General features: G+C 64.0%; 18 protein-coding genes. 4 read left to right on the top strand and 14 right to left on the bottom strand.

Going from position 1 to position 25,746, the window contains the following annotated elements; genetic code table 11:
• Window positions 1–28: 28 nt before the first annotated feature.
• Together PMA3_RS11600 and PMA3_RS11595 are read left to right on the top strand one after the other, a co-directional pair.
• Window positions 29–844: a hypothetical protein gene (locus PMA3_RS11600; protein ID WP_152032255.1), complete on the top strand. Its 816-nt coding sequence runs from the start codon at window positions 29–31 to the stop codon at window positions 842–844.
• Window positions 825–2,051 (top strand): hypothetical protein, encoded by a 1,227-nt coding sequence (locus PMA3_RS11595; RefSeq protein ID WP_064677282.1) that lies wholly within the window; start codon window positions 825–827, stop codon window positions 2,049–2,051. The genes PMA3_RS11600 and PMA3_RS11595 overlap by 20 nt, the downstream gene beginning before the upstream one ends.
• Before the next feature lie 78 nt (window positions 2,052–2,129).
• Here PMA3_RS11595 and PMA3_RS11590 read toward each other — a convergent pair whose 3' ends face one another.
• From PMA3_RS11590 to PMA3_RS11570, 5 genes are all read right to left on the bottom strand, one after another.
• Window positions 2,130–2,912 carry an SDR family oxidoreductase gene (locus PMA3_RS11590; RefSeq protein ID WP_064677281.1) on the bottom strand — a complete coding sequence of 261 codons (783 nt, stop codon included), beginning with the start codon at window positions 2,910–2,912 and terminating at the stop codon, window positions 2,130–2,132.
• On the bottom strand, window positions 2,909–4,606 hold the full coding sequence (locus PMA3_RS11585; RefSeq protein ID WP_064677280.1) for an FAD-binding protein: 1,698 nt from the start codon (window positions 4,604–4,606) through the stop codon (window positions 2,909–2,911). Before PMA3_RS11585 ends, PMA3_RS11590 begins: the two co-directional genes overlap by 4 nt.
• A gap of 8 nt (window positions 4,607–4,614) precedes the next feature.
• Window positions 4,615–6,324, bottom strand: a complete 1,710-nt coding sequence (locus PMA3_RS11580; RefSeq protein WP_064677279.1) for an FAD-dependent oxidoreductase — start codon at window positions 6,322–6,324, stop codon at window positions 4,615–4,617.
• Between the two features lie 185 nt (window positions 6,325–6,509).
• Window positions 6,510–8,081 (bottom strand): amidase, encoded by a 1,572-nt coding sequence (locus PMA3_RS11575; RefSeq protein WP_064677278.1) that lies wholly within the window; start codon window positions 8,079–8,081, stop codon window positions 6,510–6,512.
• A 52-nt stretch (window positions 8,082–8,133) separates the two neighbouring features.
• Window positions 8,134–9,567, bottom strand: coding sequence for a coniferyl aldehyde dehydrogenase (locus tag PMA3_RS11570; RefSeq protein ID WP_064677277.1), 1,434 nt, complete (start codon window positions 9,565–9,567; stop codon window positions 8,134–8,136).
• A gap of 198 nt (window positions 9,568–9,765) precedes the next feature.
• Here PMA3_RS11570 and PMA3_RS11565 point away from each other — a divergent pair, with 198 nt between their 5' ends.
• Window positions 9,766–10,749, top strand: a complete 984-nt coding sequence (locus PMA3_RS11565) for a flavin reductase family protein (protein WP_064677276.1) — start codon at window positions 9,766–9,768, stop codon at window positions 10,747–10,749.
• 59 nt (window positions 10,750–10,808) lie between these two features.
• Window positions 10,809–12,083 carry a spinster family MFS transporter gene (locus tag PMA3_RS11560; RefSeq protein ID WP_420848690.1) on the top strand — a complete coding sequence of 425 codons (1,275 nt, stop codon included), beginning with the start codon at window positions 10,809–10,811 and terminating at the stop codon, window positions 12,081–12,083.
• Window positions 12,084–12,231: 148 nt separating this feature from the next.
• Here the strand turns inward: PMA3_RS11560 and PMA3_RS11555 are convergent, their stop codons facing one another.
• The 9 genes from PMA3_RS11555 to PMA3_RS11515 form a co-directional block, all read right to left on the bottom strand.
• Window positions 12,232–15,315, bottom strand: coding sequence for an Ig-like domain-containing protein (locus PMA3_RS11555; RefSeq protein ID WP_064677274.1), 3,084 nt, complete (start codon window positions 15,313–15,315; stop codon window positions 12,232–12,234).
• A gap of 32 nt (window positions 15,316–15,347) precedes the next feature.
• A complete protein-coding gene (locus PMA3_RS11550) occupies window positions 15,348–17,489 on the bottom strand; it encodes a hypothetical protein (RefSeq protein WP_064677273.1) in 2,142 nt (713 codons plus the stop codon).
• Window positions 17,486–20,608: a putative baseplate assembly protein gene (locus PMA3_RS11545; protein WP_064677272.1), complete on the bottom strand. Its 3,123-nt coding sequence runs from the start codon at window positions 20,606–20,608 to the stop codon at window positions 17,486–17,488. Before PMA3_RS11545 ends, PMA3_RS11550 begins: the two co-directional genes overlap by 4 nt.
• Window positions 20,605–23,022, bottom strand: coding sequence for a baseplate J/gp47 family protein (locus tag PMA3_RS11540; protein ID WP_064677271.1), 2,418 nt, complete (start codon window positions 23,020–23,022; stop codon window positions 20,605–20,607). The genes PMA3_RS11545 and PMA3_RS11540 overlap by 4 nt, the downstream gene beginning before the upstream one ends.
• Entirely contained in the window at window positions 23,019–23,381 is a 363-nt protein-coding gene (locus tag PMA3_RS11535; RefSeq protein ID WP_064677270.1) for a GPW/gp25 family protein, read from the bottom strand. Before PMA3_RS11535 ends, PMA3_RS11540 begins: the two co-directional genes overlap by 4 nt.
• Window position 23,382: 1 nt before the next feature.
• Window positions 23,383–23,706: a hypothetical protein gene (locus PMA3_RS11530; protein WP_064677269.1), complete on the bottom strand. Its 324-nt coding sequence runs from the start codon at window positions 23,704–23,706 to the stop codon at window positions 23,383–23,385.
• Window positions 23,707–23,775: 69 nt separating this feature from the next.
• Entirely contained in the window at window positions 23,776–24,294 is a 519-nt protein-coding gene (locus tag PMA3_RS11525; RefSeq protein WP_064677268.1) for a phage baseplate assembly protein V, read from the bottom strand.
• Window positions 24,291–25,415, bottom strand: coding sequence for a hypothetical protein (locus PMA3_RS11520; RefSeq protein ID WP_064677267.1), 1,125 nt, complete (start codon window positions 25,413–25,415; stop codon window positions 24,291–24,293). The genes PMA3_RS11525 and PMA3_RS11520 overlap by 4 nt, the downstream gene beginning before the upstream one ends.
• Entirely contained in the window at window positions 25,408–25,725 is a 318-nt protein-coding gene (locus PMA3_RS11515) for a hypothetical protein (protein WP_064677266.1), read from the bottom strand. The genes PMA3_RS11520 and PMA3_RS11515 overlap by 8 nt, the downstream gene beginning before the upstream one ends.
• Window positions 25,726–25,746 lie beyond the last annotated feature (21 nt).

The following is a 25,746-nucleotide window of genomic DNA, read 5'->3' as shown; positions in this document are numbered from 1 at the left end:
ATCGTAAGTTTAGGTTGAGGTGATGCTTATGGGCTTGCGAAGAATGATTGGGCTAATAGTTTTTGGCTGCTTGCTTGGGTCAACAGCTATTGCGGGTTATGAAGAGTGCAGCGGCATTGGTCCTCGGGAAGCCTATAATTTTTTAGATGTGCATGGGATCAAAGCGTGTTTTGCCTATACTAGGGTTAGTGTGAAAAACGAAGGGAAGTACTCCCGCGACCCAGATGGGATTTCCCTTTATTCAGTTATTTCATCTGAAAACCCAAAGCTTGTTTATGAGTTTCCATACGCGGGTACCGCAGGAGCAATCACCGACGCATTTTTTCTTCCAGTTGCTGGGGCGGCCGAAGAAATGCTCTTTGTTATCCATCGCATGGAAGCGCCAAGATCGTGGGATTCGGTAGGTAACATCTACAATGTTAGTGTCATTAGACGGGAGGGAGATGCTCTAGTTCTCGATCAGAAGCGCACTCGTTTTTTTGATTTAGGTGGGGATACTGTCGATGGGCAAGGACGATCAACGTACGTTTACCCGTACAAAGATCAAAAAAGTGTTGAGGCGGCGGTTGGTTCTCCCTTGTTTCAAACCATCGTCACTGAAAAAAAAATCAAAGGCTCCATTTTGGAGAAAACATTTCTTTATGATGGCGGTTCGGAGCCGTTGCTACAGAATTCAAGCAAGACGTATTTAATCAAGGGGGACAGTGTTTTAGTGGAGGATTCGATGGCCGGATGGTGCAAAGTTTCATACCAAGCAAAAGTAAAGATAATTACGAAATGGGCCCAATGTAAGTCTATAAATTTTTCGGCGAGTAAGGTGCGTCATGCCAATCAGACTGGATAAAATTCCTCCTCTCGCACTGCGCCCTCAACGACCTCGATTTTTACTTTGGCTCGGCCTGTTGTTGCTGTTTTGTTTGCTGGGCGCAGGAGGGACGCTGTTGTTCGGCGACAAAACGTTACTCCAGCGGCCTTCGGATTTCTGGCGTATGGCCTTAAGCATTCCAATCCTCGTTTGGTGCGTGCTGGGATTCGGGCGGGTGCTGTTGCACGTCGGCCAACAAGGTGCTGCCGATGGTTGGGATGAAGCTCGCGAAGTAGACATGATCCGCAAGATTCGTCAGGGGCGTCGCTCGCAACAGGTGTTGGCAGTCAGCTTGCAGACTGCGCTTCGACAACCTGAGGATGAACCGGCAACACAGCTTGAGGTTTTGCTGAGTGGGACGATGGCGCTGAAGTCACAAGCGTCCAGGTTGGATGGAGCAACGCTGCGCCATAGTTGTTTATCCTGCGACGCAGATGAAAATCCGGAAGCAATATTGCTGAGCATATGGGCGCAGACGCTCGCCAACCTGGCGCCCACTTTAGCGCAGTTGCCTGATGATCAACCGCTGGCCCTATTGCTGGACACGGACATCGGTTTGCCGGACAAGCAATGGCGCCGAGTCTGGCGACAGGCATGGCGCGAATCCGGCATTCGCCAGTGCATAGAACCCGTCGATGGCAGCGGACTGGCTGCACTGGACCAGTGGCTCGACCAGCGTATTGGCGATCGGGCGTTGCTGTTGGTGTTGGCCGTGCAGTTTGCGCCGCAGCAGCCTGAAGGCACGGCGGAAGCTGCCGTCGGCTTGTTGTTTGGCAACCGTCTGACGCAAACCACACTAGCGCCGATAGCCTATATTCATCGCCCGGAGCAGGAGCGCAAGCCCACGCCCGATGACCTGCTTTACGCTGCGCGGCAGGCCCTGGATTGGGTACCGCTTGAGTCGACATCGATCGAGCGGGTTTGGCGAGTGGGTATCGACGCGCAACGGGCTGTCGATTTTGCGAGCGTATTGAGTGAAGTCCCTATGCCAGTCAATAAGACGGGATTGTGCAACCTGGATGCAATGTTGGGGCATCCAGGCTGCGCGTCACCTTGGCTAGCCATCGCTGCGGGGACGCAGGCGATTGCACGTGGTGTTGGACCGCAATTCATCTTCAGTGGCGGCGGTGCTGCGGCTGGGCTGTGGGGTGCTGTGTTGATGCCGGTATCAGCACTTTTGAAATAGAAGAATGTGAGCGTCCGGTTCGCCGGCAAGCCTGGCTCCTACAGGGTGGGGCGCGGTGGAATGGGGTGGCAACGGCCGCTAGATACTCATCACCATCTGCCCGCTATCAATGCGCAACTCGACACCATTGATCGCCCGGGCTTCATCGCTGGCCAGGAACAGCACGCTGGCCGCCACGTCCTCGGGCCGGCACATGCGGTTCATCGGGTCGCTGTCGATGGTCATGCGCTCCGGGTCGACGCCTTCGGGGAGGCTGCCACGGGTCATGTCGGTGAGCACGCCATCGGGGTGCAGCGTGTTGCAGCGGATGCGGTATCTGCGCCGCCGGCAAAGCGCCGCCACCGAACGCGACAATGCCGCCACCGCGCCCTTGGAGGCGCTGTAAGCCAGGTAGTCGTCACGCCCGGCCAGGGCCGCGACGGACGACAGGTTGATGATCGAACCACCGCTGCCCTTCATCAGCGCGATGCCTTCGCGACAGCCCAGAAACACACTGTCGGCATTCACCTGCATCACCTTTTGCCACGCCTGCAGACTGGTTTCTTCAATCGAGCCGGCCATCAGGATGCCGGCATTGTTGACCAGGATATCCAGACGACCGTAGCGCTCGCGCACATGGTCGATGACCTGGCGCCATGCGTCTTCGCTGCTGACGTCGTGGCGGATAAAGGCTGCAGCCGGCCCGATTTCAGCCGCCAGTGCCTGGCCTGCCTCGACGTCCAGGTCGCTGATCAGCACCTGGGCCCCTTCAGCCGCCAGCACCCGCACGCTGGCAGCGCCGATCCCCTTGGCGCCGCCGGTGACCAGCGCGACCTTGCCGTGAACCCGGCCGGCTTTGTTGTTGTGGTTGCTCGTCATCATGTCGTCTCTTGTGCGAGGGTCGGCTGCAGCTGTTGATCCATGAACCGGGCCGCGGCCGCTCCGGCACGACGCCCGGAGAACACGCAGTCTGCCAGGGATAAACCGCTGATGTAGAGGTGCGAAGGAATGCCCAGCGCGGTGCGCCCCGCGGCATACAGGCCGGGTATTGCCTGGCCCTGCCCGTCGAGCACCGCGCCGTTGCCCTCGTCCACGCGCAACCCGCCGAGGGTCAAGGCACCCAGTGGAAAGACCGGATTGGTCACGGAAATGTCGCAGGCATAAAACGGCCCCTGATCGAGCACTTGACGCCCGCCCGGCGATTTGCCGAACGGCTCCGGCGCCTCGCCACGGGCGGCTGCGTTGGCCGCCAGCATCGAGGCACGCAGTACGGCAGGGTCCATGCCCGTCGCATTGGCCAATTCGCTCAGGCTCTTGCCCTTGCGCACCTTGAACAGCATCAGGACCAGGGCGGGCAAGCTTTGAAACCACCAATAGCCGCCAAACAATGCCTCGCGGAGGGCCTTCTTGCGCAACGGCGCATCCAGCACCAGCCACGCTTTGCCGCCCTGCTCTTCCATCAAGGGTTGGCCCAGGGTGGCGCCGTAGACTTCTTCATTGCAGAAGCGCCGGCCCTCGCGATTGACCACGATGCCTTTGTGCCAACTGTACGGCGGGTTGAGGAACCGCCAGGCGGACACCCGCTCCAATCCAGCGCCCTGACCACCGACGCTGGTCCCCAGGCGCAGGCCGCTGCCGTCACAGCCTGTGGCCCCGACCTTGAAATTGCGCAGGAATTTCGGCGCATGTCGCTTGATCAGTTCGCGATTGAAAATGAAACCGCCGGTACTGAGGATCACACCGTTCCGGGCGTGAACCAGACGTGGCCGGGCGAAATCCCGCTCGAGCTGACCGATCCGCTGACGCAGCTTGTTGCAGTAACCCGCGGCGAAATTCTGTAAACGCTCGGCGCGAGCGGCCAGGCGCGCATGCAACTCCGCTTGCGGGGTGCCGGGGGTCATGCACCACATCTCGGCACCCACCACCCGCCCCTGCGCATCAACCACCAGGCGTTTGGCTGCCGCCTGCAGCAACGGCCGGGCCCCGGCGCGCAGGCACGCGTCCTTGAGATGTGCATACAGCACCGCGCCGCACTGGCCCTTGCCCACGGTGCGATGACCCCGTGGTGCCGGTGGCAGCGGGCCACCATGCTGCGGCACCAGTTCGTTGCCGGAGTAATAGAGAAAGTAGCCGTCAGGCGGGTACGAAGTCTTGCCGCCCGGTGGCATCTGGTGGCCATAGGGCGCACCGTGGCTTTCCAGCCAGTCGAGGTTGCTGACGCTGTCGGCGCAGAAGCGCCGCAGGGTGTCGTCGCTGATCACGTTTTGGGTTTCATGCTTGAGGTAGTCAAACATGGCTTCGGGCGTGTCGCTGAACCCTGCCGCCTGCTGATGGCGGGTACCGCCACCGGCGTAGACCACCCCGCCACTCTTGGCACTGGCACCGCCACCGGTGAATCGGTCGGCAATCAAGACATTGGCACCCAGGGCGCGGGCCTCCAGTGCCGAGCAGGCCCCGGCCGCACCCCACCCTATAACCAATACATCGCAGTGCTCGTCCCACAGCAACGCGCTGCTGTCGGCGACTTGCAAAGGTGTCTGGATCGGCGTGTAGAAACTGTCATCGAACGTCGCCATACACCCTCCTATCGCTGGCTGGCCAAGTGGTTGGCGGCGACATAGGCGAAGGTCATCGCCGGCCCCAGTGTGCCGCCCGCGCCTGGATAGCTGGTGCCCATCACCGACGCCGAGCAGTTGCCGATCGCGTACAGGCCAGCGATGGCGGCGCCGTCTTCACGGACCACTTGCGCATGTTCGTTGGTCAGCAGGCCGCCCTTGGTGCCGATGTCCCCGGCATCAAGACGCATGGCGTAGTACGCGCCTTTGCGCAATGGCGCCAGGCACGGGTTGGGCTTGATATTGCTGTCGCCGTAATAACGGTCGAATACGTTGCCGCCGCGCCCGAAGTCCGGATCCTTGCCCGTGCGCGCATACTCGTTGACCTTGACCACGGTGGCTTCGAGGCCGGCGGCATCGACGCCGATCTGTCTGGCCAGCCCGGCCAGGGTGTCGTCCTTCCAGTACAGGGTGTTCAGCCATTCCTTGCGCAAGCGGCTGTCGGGCATGATCTGGCCCGGCATCAACGGCCCCATCGCGTAGTTGAAACGGAAATGGCCATCGAAAATCACCCAGGCCGGCACCGACTTGCCACCCGTGAGCCCGTTGTCGCGGTACATCGCATCGACGAACTCCAGATACGGCGCGGCCTCGTTGACGAAGCGCCGGCCCAGGCTGTTGACCACGATGGCGCCGGGGAATGCGCGCTCGGCGAAGATCCCCCGGGGTTTTTCCTCGCCCGGTACGGCGATGGTCGGCGCCCACCAGGCCCAATCCATCAATGCGGTGGCCGCCCCCTGAGCCAGCCCGGCCTCCAGCGCGGCACCGGTGTTGTTGCCCGGAGGTGTCGCACTCCAGGCCATGCGGGTCGGTTGCGGCAAGTATTTTTCACGCAGTGCCTGGTTCTGTTCAAAACCACCGGACGCCAGGATCACCCCGTGGCGCGCGTGCAGTTGCACCTCGGCACCGTTACGCCGCACGCTGACGCCGCTGACACGGCCGTCCTTGGTGAGCAAGCCGGCAAAATCGGTGTTGAGCCAGAGCGGCACGTTGCGGTCCATCAGCGAGCGCCGCAGCGATGCCACCAGCGAGCTGCCCAGGGACGCCCGGCGGTCGATCTTGCTTTTGCGGCGCCATTTGAAATCGAGTTTGTAACGCAGCATCAGGCCCATGATCAGCAGGCGCCAGCCAAAACCACGCGCCATGACCTTGTGCGCATCCCGGGCGGTCCAGGCGATGCAGCCCATGAGCAAGGTCGACGGCGAAGGTTTACGCAGGTTGTCCAGTTCGTCGCCCAACAGGCTGGTATCGAAGAACTCCGGATCCAGGGTTCTGCCGCCGGGCAGCGCGCCCGGCAGGTGCGGGTAATAGTCGGGGTATTTGGCGGCCACCGCGTAGCGTACCCGACTGGTCTGGGCAAGCTCTTCGATCATCTTCGGCGCATTGTCCAGATAGGTGCGCAGCCGGGTTTCATCGACATGTTCGCCCGCCGCGGCTTGCAGATAACGCAAGGCTGTTGCGTAAGTGTCGTTGCCGTTCAGCTTGGCGAAATAGTGGTTGTTGGGGATCCAGATACCGCCGCCGGAGATCGCCGAGGTGCCGCCGTACTTGTCGCTTTTTTCGACGATCAGCACACTGAAACCGTGATCGGCGAGGAACACCGCCGACGTCATTGCACCTGCACCCGAACCAACGACAATCACATCGTAGTGGGTCTGAGACTGAACTTGAGCCGTCATTGTTGTTATGCCATTAGCTGAGGTCAGAAATAACCGCCGACGACGCTGCGCGAATGCTGGCGGAGTGCAGCCCATGATCGGGGCTGCAGGGGCCGGGCTCATCGTCAAAGCGGACTAGAAGCCCGGCCCGATGCCAGTTGCTCATAAAGCTGGAACAACCGGCCGAAAGGGCCAGGCAAGTGCTGTCAGAGGACGGCGCGTCTGGCGGCCCAGGGACGATCCTGCTCCAGTTGACTGGCCAGGCGCAGCAGACCGTCTTCACCTCCCAGGCGGGCGGTGAACATCATGCCCACCGGCAGGCCGCTATCACTCTGGCCCAACGGCAGCGAGATGGCCGGTTGGCCGCTGACGTTGGCCAGCACGGTGAAGCCGGCGCTACCCATGGCGTGGTGGGCATAGCTGTCCCAGGATTGGTCCAGCGTCAGCAGGCCCAGTTGCGGTGTCAGGTTGGCGGTGACCGGCGACAGGATCACGTCGAAGCGTTCGAACGGCTGCTCCATGGTTGCGCCAATACTTTCGAATGACTGACGGGCGCGATAGAGGCCTTCACCCGTGGTGGCCTGGGCACGTTCCAGGTTGACCAGGGTGATTTTCTCCAGATCCTGCGCCGTGGCGGCCCGCCCCAACACCTGTTCGCGGTCGTGAATCGCGGTGCGCAAGGCGGTGCCGATCACTGTGCCATGCGCACCGAACAGCTGGCGTGGATCGATGTTCAGCGTCAGTTCTTCGACTTCATGCCCCAATCCCAGCAATTGCTTGATGGTCTGCTCCAGCGTGGCGGCAATCGCCGGTTCCAACGCCGCGCCGGTCAATGACTGGCGAACCACGGCGACACGCAACTTGCCCGGCTCGCGCTGCAATTCTTCAACATACGGCCGTACCAGCGGCGGGATCCAGTAGGCACTGCCCGCTTCATGGCCCTGGCCGGCATCGAGAAACAGCGCGGTATCGCGCACGGTGCGCGAGACCACATTGCCGACGCTGGCGCCAAACCAGCCCTCGAAATGCGCCGGCCCGCTCGGCGTGCGATAACGGCTGGGCTTGAGCCCCACCAGACCGCAATACGAGGCAGGAATGCGGATCGAGCCGCCACCGTCGGTGGCATGGGCCACAGGCACGATCCCGGCGGCCACGGCCGCTGCTGCGCCGCCAGAGGAACCACCCGCGCTCATGGCCAGGTTCCACGGGTTGCACGTCTGCCCCCACAGCATAGATTCAGTGGTGGTGGTCAAGCCGAACTCGGGACAGGTCGTCTTGCCGAAGGGCACGGCGCCAGCACGCTCATAACGACTGATCAGGGTGCTGGTCCGGGCCGCTGGCGGGGCGTCCTTGAACAGCCGGCAACCATTGCTGGTCGAGGTGCCTTCCAGGTAGGTATTGAGGTCTTTGATCAGCACCGGCACGCCGGCCAGTGCCCCTTGGGTTTGAGTACCGGCGGAACGGCGTTGGGATAACAGCGTGCGGGCGTAGGCCTCATGCAGCATGTTCACTGCCTTGACCCGGGGATTCACCGCCTGGCAGCGAGCTAGCGCCGCCGCCAGCAGGTCTTCGGACTGCAGCTCGCCGCTGCGAATTGCCTGACTCATGGCCCAGGCGTCCAGCCCTTGGTAGTCACTGGCCGACAGACCCGCCGCACGGGCATCGGCAAAACGTCCCAGCAATCCGATTCCCGCGACCAGGGCACCTGCCTTGAGCACACTGCGCCGCGGCCAGCCGGTCGGCGGCTCGTTGGACAAGGTGGTTGTCGAGGCAGTCATCGGTGGGTGTTCGTTGGTTTTCATAGCGATTGTCGCGCCCTGTCGATTATTGTTATGAGGTCACGTTGGCCAGCATGGCCGCCAAAAAGTGTTCGCCATACGGCGGCAAGAGCCCCCATTCGCGGCGCGGGTCATGCTCCGGCGCCTTGAACACCGTGCGCTGGTGGCTGAACTCGAGAAACCCTTCGTGACCATGGTAATGGCCCATGCCCGAGGCGCCGACTCCGCCAAACGGCGCATCGTGCATCGCCGCGTGCATCATCACATCGTTGACGGTCACCCCGCCGGACACGGTGCGCTCGAGCACGTAGCGCTGCTGTTCGGGGTCTTTGCCGAAGTAATACAGCGCCAGCGGGCGTGGACGACCATTGATATCGTCAATGACCTGGTCGAGGTTTTCGTAGGTGAGCACGACCATGGCGGGGCCGAAGATTTCTTCACGCATGATCACACTGTCCGGCGCCGGGTCGACCACCACGCGCAGGGGCCGGCGCCGGTCCTCGGCATTCGGCGCCAGGGGTTCGGGCAGGCACTCGATGCGTGCGCCGCGGGCCTGGGCGTCCAGCACGTAACCTTCGACCCGGTCCAGGTGCCGCTGGTTGACCACCGCCACCACGTCCGGGTTGCCGGCCACCGACGGATTGAGTTCGCTGTAGGTGGCGCGCAGGGCTTCAAGGAAGGGTTCAAGCAGTGCCTTGGGCACGTACACCAAATCCGGATTGATACAGATTTGCCCGCCATTGCAGGCTTTCCCCACGGCGATGCTGAAAGCGGCTTTTTTGAGGTCGGCGCTGCCGGAGACGATGACCGGCGACTTGCCTCCCAGCTCCAGCGTCACCGGTACCAGGTTCAGTGCGGCATTGCGCATGACCAGCCGCCCCGTCGCGGTACTGCCGGTGTACACCAGGTGATCAAACGGTTGGGCGCTGAAGGCTTCGGCCAGCTCCACGTCGCCGGTGACGACGCCGATCTCCAGCGGGTCGAGGTGTTCAGCGAACAGCCGCGCCACCAACTCGGCCGTCCGTGGCACCACGTCCGACGGCTTGAGGATGGCCCGGTTGCCCGCGGCCAGCACCGAGGCCAAGGGGCTGAACAGGGTAAACAAAGGCGCGTTCCAGGTACCGAGAATGCCCACCGTACCCTTGGGTTGGTGCATCACCCACGCCTTGGCGCCGAGCTGATCGTAAGGCGCAAAAGGCGCACGCGGATCATCCTGCATCCAGTCCTGCAGATGGTCACGCGCATATTTGAGCGAGGCCAGGGCGCCCAGCACGTCATTCATCAACGAGAAACCGGCAGGCCGACCACCGAAATCCAGGTCGATCGCCTCGGTCAACGCGCCATGGTGGCGGACCAACAGATCGATGACTTGCTGGAGTCGGCGTCGGCGGGTGTCGGCGCTCACCAGACCGGCGCTGGCGAATGCGCTTTTTTGCCGGGATAACAGACTGGTGAGCCCTTGGACGGATGATGTGAATGAACTCATTCGTGTCCCCTTGCTGGTACTGGCCCCATGGCCGGGAAGCGCCCGATGCGCTTGCCGCCACCCTAGCCGTACACCCCGCGCGACGCCTCGTCCGATCGGACGAGTATCGAGCAAATCTGTTAGTCCGTTGAGACGATGTTCAACCGCGTGATGCGACCAATACTGGCCCTACGAAAATCCCACCCCATGAGGCCAGTCATGGCAACGCAAAACGTCAGTTTCGATCCCCAGGCTTTTCGTGCCGCACTCGGCACCTTTACCACCGGGGTCACCATCATCACCACCCAGACCGAAGACGGCTCACCCGTGGGTATCACGGCCAACAGTTTCAACTCGGTGTCGCTCAATCCGCCGATGGTGCTCTGGAGCCTGTCCAAGCAGGCCCGCAGCTTGCCGGTCTTCACCAGCGGCAAACACTGGAACGTCCACGTGTTGTCCACCGAACAGGAAGCACTGTCGGGACGTTTCGCCACCCAGGGCGAGGACAAGTTCTCTGAAATCAAGCTGGACAACGGCGTCAGCGGGGCGCCGCTGCTGCAAGATTGCACGGCACGTTTTCAATGCCGCACCGCATTCCAGTATGAAGGCGGCGACCACGTGATTTTTGTCGGTGAAGTCCTCGCCTTCGATCACAGCGACCGCGCGCCGCTGGCGTTCCAGAGTGGCCAATATGCATTGGCGACCCGCAAGCCACGCAGCGAACTGCGCCTGGCCACCACGCCGCCGCCCCCCGAGTGCAGTTACACCGAGGATCTGCTCGGTTACCTTTTGGGGCGCGGACACTACCAGGTCCTCAATGCCCTGCGGCAGATGCTGAGTAATCAGCACCTGGACGAACAGGCGTTTTTTATCCTGTCGATTTTGTGTATCCGCGACAACCTGAACCTTGAGGAAATCAATACCTTCGTGACCTACACCGGTCGTGAAGTCACGCTGGCCAGCATGCGTTTTCTCGAAAACCAGCGCCTGGTGGCGTTCGAGGGCTCGGCAGCGTCACTGCGTTTCGTCCTCACCGCCCAGGGCCGCGAGGTTTCGTTGCATCAACTGGCGCTGGCCAAGGCGGTGGAAGAGGACCTCTCGGCCAAGCTCGGCACCGCCGATGCACAAGCCTTGAAGGTATTGCTCAAGCGCCTGATTGTCGTGAGTGATCCCGGCTTGCCGGATCTGTGGGCCCCGCGATGAACGTGGCCTCGGGCATGCTGCCCCCCGCCAGGGTTGGTTGGGGGAGCCACGGTTTGCTGATGCTGCTGGCCATGGTGTTTGCCGACAACTTCGTCGGACGACAGATACTCGCGGTGATGATCGAACCGATCAAAGCCGAATTCGGGGTCAGCGATACCGCCATCGGGTTGATCTCCGGCCTGGCGTTCGCGGCGGTGTACGCCCTCTTGGGCCTGCCGGCGGGAAGGCTGGTGGACCGCATGCCGCGCACCCGTCTGCTGGCCATGTCGTGTCTGCTCTGGGCCGTGGCGACAATGGCCTGCGGACTGGCCGGCAGCTTCATTGCGCTGGCCATCGCGCGAATGCTGGTGGCGGTCAGTGAATCGCCGACGACCTCGGCCTCGCTGTCGTTGATCGCTGACCTGTATCCCCCACAGCGACGCTCATTCGCAATCAGTTGTTTTACCGCGGCACCGACGTTTTCCTCGATCATCGGTTTGAGTCTCGGGGCCTGGGTGGTGGAACACTATGGCTGGCGCAGCGGGTTTATCGCCATTGGCATGCCGGCCCTGGTGTTTTGCGCGGTCCTGACCTTTTTCGTGCGCGAACCGCAGCGTGGCCGTTGGGACCTCGCGCCCCACGCCCACTCGCCCTCTCCACTGCTGGGTATGGGTGCCGAAGCCCGCAAGCTGTGGGCGTTGCCGGCCTACCGGTGCCTGATCCTCGCGGGCGGCCTGGCCACGCTCAGCTCCTACGCCATCGGCATGTGGAACACCAGCTTCCTGGTGCGCTCCCACGGCCTGTCACTGCAACACGCCGGGCTACTGGTCGGGGTGATCTGCGGTATCTCGGCCGGGATCGGTGGCCTGTTGAGCGGTTGGTTAAGTGACCGCCTGTGCCGCCGTCACCCACACTGGCAGATTTCCATTCCCATGTTGGGCCATCTGGCGGCCCTCGCCGCGCTGACCCCTTATCTGCTCTGGTCCGATGCCCTGCTGGTGCGCTTGGGCGATGTACCTGTTCCGACCGCAATGCTCTGGGCCGCGCTCTATTCCTTCTTTGCCGTCTGGTGGCTCGCCCCGTCCTACAACCTCGTCACCCAACTGGTGCCGGCCAATCGACGCGGCACCGCCATGGCCCTGCAGACCATCGTCAGTACCCTGCTCGGGGTCGGCATCGGGCCACTGATAACCGGCTTGTTCAGCGACATGCTACTGCCGCTGTTTGGCCAGGAGTCGTTGCGTTACGCACTGATGCTGGTGAGCCTGCCGGTGATTGGCGCTGTGCTGTTGCTGGTACGCACCGCGCACCATGCGTCCAGAACGGCCTATCGTCACGCCGCGACAGTCTCGTAACCCCTGCGAGGCCTGATTTGCGCAAGCATGGGTATCTGGATGGCACTGGACGTGTGGGAAAAAATTTGCGATGGCGCGCGCAATGCACACCCGCAGCTGCGCGTCATCAGATCCTCGCTGTGCGGGTCAATGCCCATGGCGATGGCCACTACAGCTCGATAAAATGCAACCCTGCATTGGCAATTTGTTGGCCCGCATCGTGACCCAGCAGATACAGGGTAGATTCTCGGGTGAAGTTGCCGATGTACTTGCCTTGGGAGGCGATACACGCAGCGATCGGACCGCTGTCGCTCAGCGGGTTCTGGCTCAGGGCCAGATTCATCGCCAGCAGCAGGTTTTCCGTGCGCACCAGTGTGTTGGCGTCCGCCAGCAGGCTGCGATAGCAGCCTTCAATTACGCCTCCGTCGGGTGCGCCGGCCAGTTGTCGCAAACGCTCCAGCCTCTCATCGCCCAGGCGCAACTCGCGTAAGCGGTTATTGCGCAGGCGTAGGTCGCCATTGCCGGGGTCGAGTCGGACGCGGCCCCGGCGCAACGCGACGCCCAGGTTCTTCAGCAGATCGAGGTCCAGCGCTTCGTCACTCTTGGCCTCGCCGTACAGGGACACGCGGCCGTTGATCTGGTTGTCCGCCAGCAAGGTGTCGGCATCGGCATCGGCGAGGGCCAGGGCGAAGCCGGTGCGGTTGAGCAGCAACTCAGTGCGCAACCGATCCAGTGAGAGTGCGAGCCGGCGTTGGCTCGCTCCGGTCTGGATGTCCCCGCGCAGCGTCGACAATGCCAACAGTTCATGGGTGTTGAGGACCAATTGAAGGCGGTCCACCTGTTGCCCGAAAGCCTTGCGCTGAGCCGCGCTGTACGCTGCCAGGACGTCGAGCACCTTGCTCGGGATCGCCGCAAAAAGTTCGCCCTCGTCGGTATTCAACGCATTCTCCAGGGGGACGAGCAAGGGGATGGCATCCAGCAGCTCCCGGGCGTGTTGCGGCCCACTCGACGAGTAGGCATTGATCAGGCAAGCGCTCAGGTCGATGCGCTGAGCGTCTGCGATCTGAACCAGGCTGATGCCGGGCACCGTCAGCCCCGACAGGCGCATCCGCTGCATGCTTAATTGCTGACAGCCTTGGAAACGCAAGCCCGGGTTGTCGCCTGACGCGATGATGTCGAAATCCACAAACGTCAGGGAAGCGAAATCGAAGAAGTTGAATTCCTGATTGCGCAGCACCAGCCGGCTGGCGGGGCCGCTGCCGTGGATGAAGAGATGGGTGCCATCCGGCGCGACCAGGTCGATGCTGTCGGCCAGGCGGTGTTCGCCTGTGAGCAGGCACAGGCAGATGTCGCGCTTGCCCTGTTCGAGCAACACTTTGAGCGCGACGTCGAGGGTCTCGAACTCGCCACCGATACCGACACTGGAGCAGCAACCACCACCGTGAGATTTTTGACAGAGCGCGTCGAGGGCGTCCTGTACGGTATGAATGCCCTGGGCGGCCATGTCGGCACACTTCGCCGGGTCATAGGCGACCTGTGCCGCCACGGACAGGCTGGCGGAGAAATGCAGGACGTTGTACTTGCCGGTCGCTGCCTGGCCGGCTTCGAGCAATTGCGCCGTGCAGGTCTGGTTCAGCACGCCGGGTGCCAGGCTCCAGGTGGCGCCGGCGATACCGTCCGCGCCAGTGGCGATGATCTGGGTATCGGTGCCGTTGGGCAGCGTGCCGTGACTGACGCTGAAGCTGACCTCGGCCCCGGCGACCGGGAACTTGCCGTTGAACACCGCGACTTCCAGAGGGCTGGGCAACGGCAGGTTTTGCAGGGCCAACGGGTTGGGCATCACCTCCTGGCCGTCGCCACCGACGTAATAAAGGTTGGTCAGCTCGGTCAACGCCGGAAACAGCTGGCGACAGTCGGACAAGGTGCTCCAGACCCCGGCCTGACAGTTGAGCAACGCCAGTCGGGTGAAGGCGCGCAACACGCCTTGGGGTGCCTGGAAGGCGGGTTTGTTGGCCGCCATCGGCCACTCGATGTCCGCGGTAGCGGTACGTGCGGGAATGGTCCAGAAATCCCCGACGCGGTAGGTGCCGGGGATGAATTTGATCTCGACGCCATCCTCGAGCTCGACCCAGCCGCTGTTGAGGTTGGCGGCCACCGGGGACAGTTTCGCCCACCCCTCCCAGCGCCGTACGCGTGGGTTGTTCAGGTAGAGTGCCTTGTCCAGCGGCCCGGTGGCGCTGGCCAGATCCAGGGTGACCAGGTTGCCTTCGGTCTTGAGCACCTGGACCAGGGTTCCGGGCCGGCCGAGCAGCTCGAAGGTGTCGTCGAAGAATTCCAGCCAGCAACCGACCGTGATCGCAAGATAGGCATCCCGGCCGATGCTGGCGACCTCGAACTCGTCCGCCATCGGCTCGCCCAGCCAACGGGTTACGCGGGTCACGATACTGCCGTTGTCACGCGACCATTTATAGCGCCGGTCGGCTGAAAGACTGCCGTCGTCGTGGATCTCGACGCGATACAACTGGTTTTCCAGGCGCCGGTAGCCTGCTTCCGGCGCCAGCAGGCAGGGGTCCTTGGGCGGCGTGCCGGGTTCGGCGCGGGCCGCCAGCTTGCCATCGGTTGCCGTGGTCAGGGCGGTCCAGGCCGGCAACGCGCTCAGGCAGTCGAGGTTGGCGCCGATGTCACCGGCACGCAGTAGCTTGACCTGCCACAGCAGTTGGTCACGGGTCGCGCTGTCGGGCCCGCCGAGGGCGACTTCGCGAATCAGCGGGTCTTCCAGGGCTGTGACATGCCGCAGCCAGGCTTCGAGATAGCCAAGGTAGAGCCCGTCCGGGGGGTCGATGGGCGTTGCGTTGTTGTCGTAGACCTTGATCTCGCCAAGCGGTGGCGCGTTCGCTGGCGGCAGTGGCAACAGGGTGGCATTGGCCGGCAGCACCGGTGAGGCGTTGCCCGGCAAGTGCGGCTGGCTGGTCGCCGTCACCGGGTTGGCGTTTTCGCAAAGCAAGCCTTCGACGTAGTAGCGGCCGACACCGATACCGATGTTCTTGCCGTTGCCGGTCAGCAGAAAACCCGGGTTGGCCAAAGGACCGCCGCTATGGCCGACGGTATCGACGGTTTCACTTTCGATCCGGCGATTGAGAATGTCCTGCTGCTCGTTCCAGTCCGCATCCAGCTGCACCCGCCCCTGCTGCATGCGTACCGCGCGGTAGTGCTGGTCCTGTTTGTCGGTGCTGCGTGTGAGATCGGCTTTCATATTGGTATTCCTGGCCCGTTATGCGCGTCCAGTCAGTTGACGAAGATCACCCCGGCCTCCAGGCCGAAGCGCAGGTATTCGTCCAAGGCCTGACGCAGGTTGGCCTCGCGCTGTGGTTGTTGCAGCAGATTCCAGACGCCCATTTCGGCGCCATCCTCGGCGCCGGTGCGCAGTTCTTGAGCACTTGAAAGGCGCAGCTGGGCATAAGCCCAATGGTTGAAACTCACCGAGGTGAAGGCTGGCGTTACCCGCACCCGTTCGCTCTTCGCCTCGGCGGTCGGCAGCCCCTGGGTCACCAGGTCCGGCAGGCAGCGATAGCGACGTGGCGTCTGCGAGCCCGGCGGCACATAGCAAAAGCGCACGCAGCCTTCCTGGCGTCGGGCGATCTTCAATTCGGCGCTGAACAGACTGTTGCTGGCTTCCAGTTCCCCGGCCGCGCTGGCGCCGAAGATGGTGCAGCGATCGAGTTGCAGGCGCGTGTCCGGCAATTCGAACGCCATGGCATCGCCGTTATCGAACACACTGTTGCGCCCTTCGACCCCGGCGATGGCCTTGCTCACCCGCAACGGCCCGCACAGGCAATGGGTCAGGCGCAGCCAGAGCTGGCTGCCGCTGCCGGTGTGGCGAATACCGCCCTTGCCCGGCGTCAGGCTGCAATAGCGCAGATTCGCCTCGCCCAGCGCGCCGTGCAGGCGCAGCTGCCCGTCCAGCAGCAGCCCGGACAGGCTGAGCCGGGTGTTGAGGTTGCCGCCTAAACGCCAGTCGCCGAGCAAAACCGGCCGCCGCTGGTTGGCGGCTTCAATGGCCAGGTGCGTATCGGGCAGGTCGAGATCAGGGGTCAGTTCCTGGGTCCCGTCGTCCAGCAGATAGATCAGTGTACGGGTCCCGGCAATGACCGCCGCCAGCGCATCGGCCAGGGTCGCGTGGTCGCCGGGGACTCGCAGCCGTACCTCGAAATCCGCCGGGTCGAGCAGGCCCTGCAACGGCTCATCGTCGCGCCGCACCGGGCGCCGGTCGTAGGGGCCGGCGCCGACATCGCCGGGAAAGCCATAACTGTAGGCGACTTCCACCCGGGTCGCGCTCGTGCCGGCCGGCAAGGCGATACGTCCCAGGACCGGGTCGAAGCCCACCAGAAACTGCTGGGCAGCACCGGGAAAGGTGTGGTCCGGCTGACCGGTCTTGCTCGATTTCACCGTCACGCTGGCCGGTGGTCGCCGCCATTCCTCCGGCACCACACCGGGCAAGGGCGACAGGTTGCACACCAGCAGGTGTTCCGGCGGCACTTCTACACCGTCCAGCCAGATCCGCAGTACCGGGCCACCTTCCTCCTCCCGATCGAGGGGAAAGTACACCGGGCTGGGGGTCTCGCCATCGGTCAGCGCCTGACGCAGCGCCGTCAGTTCGTCGTGCAGCAAGCGCCGCGAGAGCGGCTCCGGCACGTTTTCCGGTTGCGCCAGGTGAGTGATTTCCTGCTCGGTGCGCGGCCGGTTGAACAGCAGGCCCTCGCCGCGCAACAGCGGCTCGGCGACGTCGCGTCCCAGGGCATCGAAACTGTAAAAGCCCTCCAGGCTGGTCATGGCCCGGGCCCTGGCGCGTTGCAGCGCATAGGCCTGCAAGCGCCAGAGATAGAGACCGACGTTGGCAATGTTGTAGCGCCCGGCCGGAAGCGAGCGCACCTCCACCGTATGGGCGCTGCGGTCGAAGGGGCCGTCGACCCGCTCCAGTTGCGCGGCCTCACGCAGGTTCGGCGTGCGCACGCTGTGCGGGCGGCGGTGATCGAGGTATTGGGTGGTGCCCAGCAGTTCGAAAAATTCCACCGCCCGTGCGCGCCAGCCGGTGGTGTCGAATGCCAGTTGTTCCAGCACCGGCAGCGTCCCCTTGCGACGTCGCAGGCGCAGGCTGTTGGCCACATAGGCGCGCAGGCCGAACGCCGGGGTGCCGCTGACCGGGTACAGACCGCGCACACCCAGCAGGTCGCCGATATAGGGCACCAGCCAGTCGTCACAGGTTTCGATAAACCAGTTGTCGTAGAGCCGGGTGATGTCCTCCTCCAGCACTGCGCCCTGCTCGGCGATGACTTCCAGCAGCGCCCGCAGCGGCCCGCCCATTTCGGCATCGCGCTCACGGTAGAAGGCCGGCAACCGTGCCATCAGGAATTCGGCGTCAATGCTCATGGGCCAAGCTCCGTCAACGTGACGGCGGTCGGGTCCAGCAACAGCAGTTGTGCCGCCAGTATCTGCTGGCTCTGCCACCGGGCACCGCGGGCGCGCAGCCGGCCATCCGGCCCTGCCACATGACTGCTGGACAGGCCGTCGTCGGACTGCAGGCTATCCAGATCCACCCGCTCCACACCCGGCACCCGCTGCATCACCGCCAGTACTTCGCTGCCGCTGACGGGTTGCCCATAGGACCGTGCCGCAAACCCGAAAGCCTGTTCCAGGGCGCTGCGCACGGCGCTCAGGACCGCCGCGCTCTGATAGTCCGGGTGGATCCGGACCTTGGCCGTCACACCGAAACGCAGCACCGCACCGGACGCCAGCCTGAGCGGCTGGTGGGCCGGGCGCACCGCGTCGATGGCCGCTGCCAGGTTGCGGTAAAGCGCCGTGCCGGGATCGATGCCGACGCCCCCTGCCCCACTCACCGTCAGGTGCACCAGTCGCCGCTCGCCATCCCACAACCACACCGCCTGGGCCTTGCCGACGCCGACGAAGGCTGCGGCAAAGTCTTCGAAATCCCGCAGCGAAACGATGCGGTCCAGGGTTCGTACGCTCAGTGGTGCGCTCTGCCGAGCCCTGTCGCGATCTTCGGGGTCGACGCCGCCTGCCGCCGGTACCGGGTTGATCACATCCTTGACCCCCAGCGGACGGGACATCAGCAGGCTGATCCGCCCGCTGCCAAGGTTGCCGGCCGCACCGATGCCGACGCGATAGAACGCCTGCACATTCATCTGCCCCGTGGGCAGGCGGCTGCCGTGCACGCCGTCACCGAATTGCACGGTGACCCGACCATCATCGCCCCGGCGCAACAGATAGGCACGGTCTTGCGGGCCAAGCTCACCCAGGTGCGGCGCCTCGCGCCAGCGCACACCCTCGACACGCACTTGCAGCGTGCTCTGGATGCCCGACGGGGTCGGTGAGGAAATATAGGTCAGTGGTTTCTGCAGCAGCAGGAAGCGTTGGAAGGCCTGGCTGGCGTCGCCGCTACCGAGGATTTGCGGCTGAACCTGCATCTGCTGGCTGTCGCCGTGACTGGCCGGCGCCACATTGGCATTGATCCGCACACTCAGCGGCAGATAGGCATGCTGCAGATCGCTCTCAAGCTCCAGGCGCGAGCGCGGGCCGCTGCTGTCATTGCGTTGCAGGCGTCGCACTTCGCTGGCGAAGCCCAGCAGCACTTCATGGCGTGCGCCATCGGTGAAGGACAGGCTGGCGACCCGGCCGTCCCTGGCGATCTCCACCGCCACCAGCGGGTCCTTGGCCAACAGCCGCTGACGCGCCGCCGCATTTTGCGCCACGTCCGGCAAGGTGTAGCCGCTGACCGACAGCCAGCGACCCGCTTCCAGCTCCGGTTGCAGCTCATCCAGGGTCAGCACATGACCGCCGAGCAACCCGGACCTGGGCCGGGTCGCCCACGGCAGCTCGATGGATTCGCCGTAGGCCGTGGTCTCGCGCAGACGTTGATCGAACAGCTCGCGCAGCTGTTCGCCACGCAGGCTCAGGCGGGTGGTCTTGCTGCTGAGGGTGAAGGCGGCGCGGGCATCCTCGCGGCTGTCGAGGATCTGGTACAGCTCTTGATAATCGGGCAGCGCCAACACCAGCCAACTGCCCGTGACCAGCCGCGGATAGCTGGCATCCAGGTGCACGCTGTGTACGTCCCGGGGGTAGAGCCGACTCTGGGGGATGATCTGTCTGGCGATGCCCGGGCCCTGCCAGCGCAACTGGACCACGGCGGCACCGGTGTTCTCGAAGTATTCCAGGCGCAGGTCGAGCTTTTGCCCGGCCTTGAGTTCGCGCAGGGTCGCGCTGAATTCAGTGGCGCCCTGCACCTGCCATTGATTGATCAGCAACTGGCCGCCGAGCCACAGCCGCACGCCATCGTCGGCGGTGACGAAAAAGCTGTAGGTGCCGCTCTCGGGAATTTGCAGCCAGCCGCTCCAGCGCACCGAGAAGGTATCGACGGTCAACGTCGGGTCGGGGCTGGCGCTGCCCCAGTCGAAATCCACCGTGGCGTCGGTGCGGCTGAGCTTGCGTGTCTTGAGGTCGATGCCTTCGAAATACTCGCCATACAGACCGCTGCCAGTGGCCTGGCGGGTCGGTGGATCGGACACATCGGCCAGGGTAAAGCCTGGCCACTGGCCGTGCAGGCTGATGTTCGCCTGTTCCTCATCGTCCAGGCCCAGGTAGCTTGCCCGCAGACTGCGCGGCATCGCCCGCCAGTCCGGCGCCGCCTGGCCGAACAGCGCGGCTTTGGTTCGCAGGGCAAAACAGCGTGGGTTGGCCTTGGCCGGCTCGACGTGGGGCACGGCCTCACCCAGTGGCCGGTCGAGTGTCACGACCGTGTAGCCGGCCAGCGGGTCGGCGCTCGGCTCCACCGGCGCAATCACTTGCAGGCGTGCAACGCGGCGCAGGTCCCAGTTTTCGCTGCCGGGATTTTTCAGGCGTTCGTCGCCGACGACCAGCAGCGGGTCGCCCGCTTGCAAACGGGTGTTCTGCCCCTTCAGATACAGGGTGCGTGCGCCCCAGTAGGGCGGCACCTCTTCCTGGGCCTGCAGGCGCAAGGCATTCCAGGCGGCGCGCGCGTTCAACGGCTCGAGTGTTTCGAAAACCTGGGCCTGTTCGTCTTGCCCGGGAATGCTCTGGCTCTTGTTCCCGGCGTCGATCCGCGCGACCAAGGGCGCGCCCGGCGCGGTCTCCAGGGAAAAAGCCAGGAACGTCGAGGCCGCCACGCCGGGGTGCAGCTCGTAGCCGATCGAGCGTCCCAGTTCCAATACCGAACGCCGCTCCGTGGCGGTGCGCAGAAAGCCCTCGTTGGCGATGCGCTCCTGATAAAAACTCAGCACATCGAGCACGCCGGCCCAGGCATCGAGCAACGCCAGTGCCGGATCATCGGCATCGCGGGTGCTCAGCCCGAGCAGCTGCGGCTGGCCGGACAGGCGCGCCAGCTGGCTCTCGCGAAAGCGCCCATGGGTGCCGACCCGATAGTGCAACGTCGTCTGCCCTGGGGGGGTCAGTTCGTCGACCGGCGTCAGCACCTTGATCCCGGCGCAGCAGCCGCATTGTTCGCCATTGCTCATAAGCCACCTTGCATCGTCAGCAGCAGCCGGCCGTTTTCAGGGAAATTGGGATCGTTATCCAGACGCAGCACTTCCAGCGGCGCGGCACTGATCAAGCCCTGCGCTATTTCCTGATCAGGGGTTTTGCCCCAGCGCTGGAACACCTTGACCTGGAGCGAGGCCACGCCGGTCACCGAATGCGCCGCCTCCATCAGGGCGGAGAGTGCCAGGCCCTGGCCGAAGCTGAAGTGATCGGGATGAAAGAAGCCGGGCCGGCCCAGCCCGTCTTCGCCGCTGCCCAGGCGCTTGAGCAGGCCGAGCTTGACCGTCGCGGCAAAGTGGCCCGGCACTACGCAGACGTCCAGCTGAATATCCAGCGGGGCATAGATCGGCTCGCTGAGGTCCAGGTCATAGCCGGCCAGCCGGTAGCGTTCCAGGTGGCGCAGCATTTCCTCGCGAAACGGCGCATCCAGCGGCTTGCCGCCCTTGCGGTCGAGGCTGATGAACAGGGTGTACCAACTGCCGGTCCAGCGCAGCCGGGCCGCGGCCCGTTGCACCTGCGCATGACGCTCGGCGACCCGGGCGTAATCGGCTTCGGTGACCGCCCGTTCCTGGGTGCGAAATGCCTGCGGGGCAAACAGCTTGATCGCATCGACGCTCTCCGGTTCCGCGCCGCCGCGTGCCGGCAACGGGTTGCGCAGGGTTTCGATGAAGTCCTTGACCAGCGGGTCGGTGCAGACCACCTGGGTGATGCTCTCGGCGCCGACGTTGCCGACGCTGCCACCGCCTTGGCGGTAGCTGGCCAACAGGCGGGTATGAGGTTGCGGTTGCATGCCGAAGCGGTTGTCGCCAAAGCGCAGGTGGGCAAGGCCATCGGCTTCAGTCTCCACCACGAACGCCTGGGCGAAGCGGTCACTGCCCAGCAGATCGCGCCGCGGCAGCCAGTGGCTGGCACCGGCTTTGGGTTGGTCGCCATACTGTCCGGGATCGTCTTCGCGCAGCAGCATGCCGGACGGACGGGCTTGCCGGGGGTCCTGATGCAAAGTGCCGCTGGCGGAGCGCGTCGGGTCGGGTTCATAAGGCTGGGCATAGACGATGCCAGGCTCGCGCAGGCGTGGGCGGTAGTGACCGGCAGTCGGCACTGCGTCCGGCAGCAACGACTCATCGTCGCGGGTCAGGCCGTGATCGGCCAAGACCACATTGGCGCAAGCCCGGGCGACCCTGAAGGTCTCGCTGACACCGGACCGCTGGATCCGCGTGCTGATGCACAACGGGAACGGCAACGCGTCCTCGGCATGCCAGCGGATCAGCTGCAACGGCGTGTCGGTCAGCGCGTCGTACCCCGGCTTGACCTCGATCAGGCGCACCGCATGCCGGTGGGAGCGGTCGGCATCCGGCGCACGACCGGTCACGGGGCTCAGCACTTCTTCGAGGATCAGCAGCATGCCCGCCTGCAAGCTCAGCGGCGGATCGTCAATCAGGGCGGCCTCCTGCGCGCCTTTGCCCAGACAGAAATCCGGCTCGCCCCAATGATGGATATCAATGCGGTTATGGGCGGATTGCAAGGGCAACGGGTGCATCGTTTCGAAGACCTGGGTGGCGCCGTCAGGCAGGGCGTTGAACTCGCTTTCCGTCAATACGACCCCGGGCATGGCGGTGCGGGTCAACAGTCGCGTACCCGCGGCCAACGCCTGGCCGTCGGCCTGGGCGGTGACGCTCAGGCTGACGAAGACCCGACTGTTGCAGCCGTCGTGGATGGGGTAGTCCAGCAGCCGTGCATGCCGGCGCAGGGAGACGCGGCGGCGGGCGGTGCCCAGGTACGCTTCGGTGGCGACTGCATCCTGGTAATAGCTGAGCTGATCGCCGATATGCGCCAGCATTTCCACCAGGGCCACGGAAAAATCCGCCGGATTGCGCTCGTGAAAGCCAGGAATCAGCTGCCCCATCCGGTCCAGCATCAACCGGCGAAAGCTCGCGTAATCCTTGGCCAGGTAATCCAGCAGCGGCTCCGCCGGCACCTGCGGCGGGCACAGTTGCTCCTCGGCACAATCGAACTCGGACGGGCACTGCGCCTTGAAACTGAAGCGGATGCTCGACAGGCAAGGGTCGAAGCCCGGCGGCGGGTCCTCGGGAGCCGAGGGGTTGATCAAGACAAAGCGATACCAGGAGAAATCCCCGGCCTGGTCCACGGTCATATCGAGCTGATTGCCGGTGATGCTCAGGCTCTCGACGCGCACAGGCGTGATGCGCACGCCACCCTCGATCCGGCAGTGGGCCACGGTGATGCCGGCCAACGGATTGACGAACACCACGCGCAGCTTGCGCTGATCCAGGGACACCACTTCCAGGTAGTCGATACCATTGAGGCTTGGCGGCTCAAGGTCACGCAGCAATTGCAGGCGATGGCGGTTGTCGGACAAAAACTGGCGTTTCATGGCCCAAGCCCTCGGCTGAAGGTTGCCAGGTGCCGCTGGCGATCCCGGCGCATGACGTACTGCACCGTCACGCCGAGGCGTGCATCAAGGTTTTCGACCGTCACCGCCTCGACCTCGATCAGCTCCCCCAGCCACTGTTGCAGCGAGCCTTGCACGGTCATCTGCACGGCGGCAGCGAGGGCATCACTGTTGGGCGCAAACACCAATTGCAGCAGGCCGCAGCCGAAGTCCGGACGGTTCACCCGCTCGCCCGGCACGGTGAACAGCACCTGCTCGATCATGTCCCGCACCTGCAGATCGGCGTAGACCTCGGCACTGCGCCCGCGCGAGTCGATGCTAAAGGGAAAGTCCAAGGCCATATCAGACTCCCGAGACCCGTAGCTGGGTGACGACGACCTGCATCGGCGTGCCGGTGGGCACGCAGATCGAGGTGCTCGATTGCAGCAGCACCGGCAGCCCGCCGGCGAATACCCGGGTCGCGCCAACCAGCCATTGACCGGTCACGCAGGGGCCATTGCCGGCGGGTGGCGGTGGCATGCCGCAGCCGGCAATCACATAGGGCGCGGCCAGGGTCGTCACGGGCTGGCCGGAGACTGTCACCCGGGCAAAAGGCGCAGTCGGCGTCGCCTGCCCGCCGTGGCTGCACATCACGGTGGCGCCCAGGTGCAGGAGAAAACCGGGCATCAGCGGTCCTCCCCTGTCAGGGGCAGGTCCAGCCGCATACCCAGATGCCGATTTCGAGAAATGTTCATGTCAAATCACCGTCAATGCGCCTTGATTGATGTTCACCGCCGGGCCGTTGAGCATGATCGTCGCGCCCTGGCCGTTGCTGATGGTGATCCCGATTTCGTTGATCGAAATCATCGCCCCGGTCAGGGTCTTGAGCAGGATGCCGCCCGTGGGCCCCGGCAGGTCGGAGATCGTCAGGCCGTTCTGGTTGCCGGTCTGCAACACGATGCTTGGCGACACCGGCAGCCCCGCCAGCGCCAGGGCTGGCACCTCTGCCGCGCTGCCCCAGAAGCCGCCGACCCAGATCGGGTAATCCTGGTTGCCCTGCTCGAACTCGACCCAGACCCCGGCGCCGATCTGCGGCAGCACGAACATCCCGCTCTGCTGCCCGGCGAACGGCACACAGGGCATGGCCCAGCTGGAGATGCCGAGCCCCAGCACATCCGGGACCTGGACCTGGACGCGGGCCATCTGCATCGGGTCGATGTTGTTCAACACCACACCGCGGAACTTGCCGTAGTATTTGCCTTGCTCAGCGTTCATACCGGTACCCTCGGCAGCGTCGAGATCAAGCCGTTGCGCGTCAGCGTGAAGTTCTGCTTGAACTCCCCCGGCTTGAAGTTGCTGGTCACGCTTTTCACGTAATACAAACCGTCGAAGGCGCTGCCCGCGCCGCGCACGCCGACCAGCTGACGCGCCTTCAGCACCGAGCCGTAACGCAACACATCGACCGATCCGGTGGCGGTCACTGCATCGGCAGAACCCGCCGCCTCTGCCAACCCCTTGGACAGGGCCGCCATCGGCGAGAGCTTGGCGGTGTCCTTGAGCAGATGGATCGACTTGGGAATGGGCGGCAGCGCACCCAGCGGCGGATTGAGCAGACTGATGTCGGGGATCGGCAATGGAATCGGGAATTTGGTCAGCGGGTTCTGGATGAACACGATGGGCAGGCTGGCCTTGGTGTTGTCTACGCTGAACGACAGCGCCTCGACATTGCTGTGGGCATCCATCCCCAGGTTCAGCGCCGGTTGCGGTATCCCGAGCTTGATCTCCGGGCCCCAATAGGCGGTATTCATCCCCGGCAGCGGACCGGGCTCGACATAGAACACGTAGCCGGCATCCTTGGCCAGCTTCTGCACATAGGCCAGGTCGGTGCCGTCGTGGGTGGGGATTTTTTCCACCGGGATCGGCACATCGCTGAAGATTTGCGGGATCACCAGCGGCACCATGCCAAAGATCGCGTACTTGGCGACGATCAGCGCCACCCGCGCCTCGGCCGACATGGCCGGATAGGGAATGCCGTTGAATTCCTGCTGGTCCATGGCCACCGACAGGTCCTCGCCGGTGATGGTCAGGGTGCTCTGCCCCGGGTCGTTGGAGCCACTGACTTCCTGGCGGGTGATCAGGCCGTCCATCAACACCATCGGCAGGCTGTTGACGGTGATCACGATCAGCACCCGCAGCCACGGCACTCGCCCGCCGGCGAGCAACAACAGGGTGTGCAGCGGGGAGTTGTTGTGCAGGGCGAAGCTGATCTGGAAGCCGCTGCGCGCGCCCGCCGCCGACGTCACCTGGATGCTCTGCAAGGCATCGATCAGCGGCTTGGGCACGGGTAGCGGGATCGCCGGGCCGATCAGCAACGAGACATGCATACCTTTAAGCATCGCTTGGCCCCTGCATGCCTTCGGGCAACGTCAGGCGGATGTGCCGACCCAATTCTTCCAGCTCCAGCGGGTGGAGGCTGCCATTGGCATCCGGCAGGCGCCAGAACTGTTCCGGATCGCCGAGCACCGCAGCGGCCATGCGATCGATACGGTCGCCCTCGATCACGGTGTAGATCTGCAAGGTGACAAAGTTCGCCGGATCGGGGACGAAACGCCGACGCAGGTAGACCAGGCGTCGACCGTCGGTATTGACCAGCTCGGCGGTTTCGGTCGGGTAGTAGCGGCTGTTAGGTGGGAAGCGGTCGCTCATCGTGACTGTCCTTTTGTTCTC

This window comes from Pseudomonas silesiensis, assembly GCF_001661075.1.
Classification (GTDB): Bacteria; Pseudomonadota; Gammaproteobacteria; order Pseudomonadales; family Pseudomonadaceae; genus Aquipseudomonas; species Aquipseudomonas silesiensis.
The sequence above is the reverse complement of the archived record's forward strand: the minus strand, read 5'-3'. Positions and strand labels throughout refer to the sequence as shown.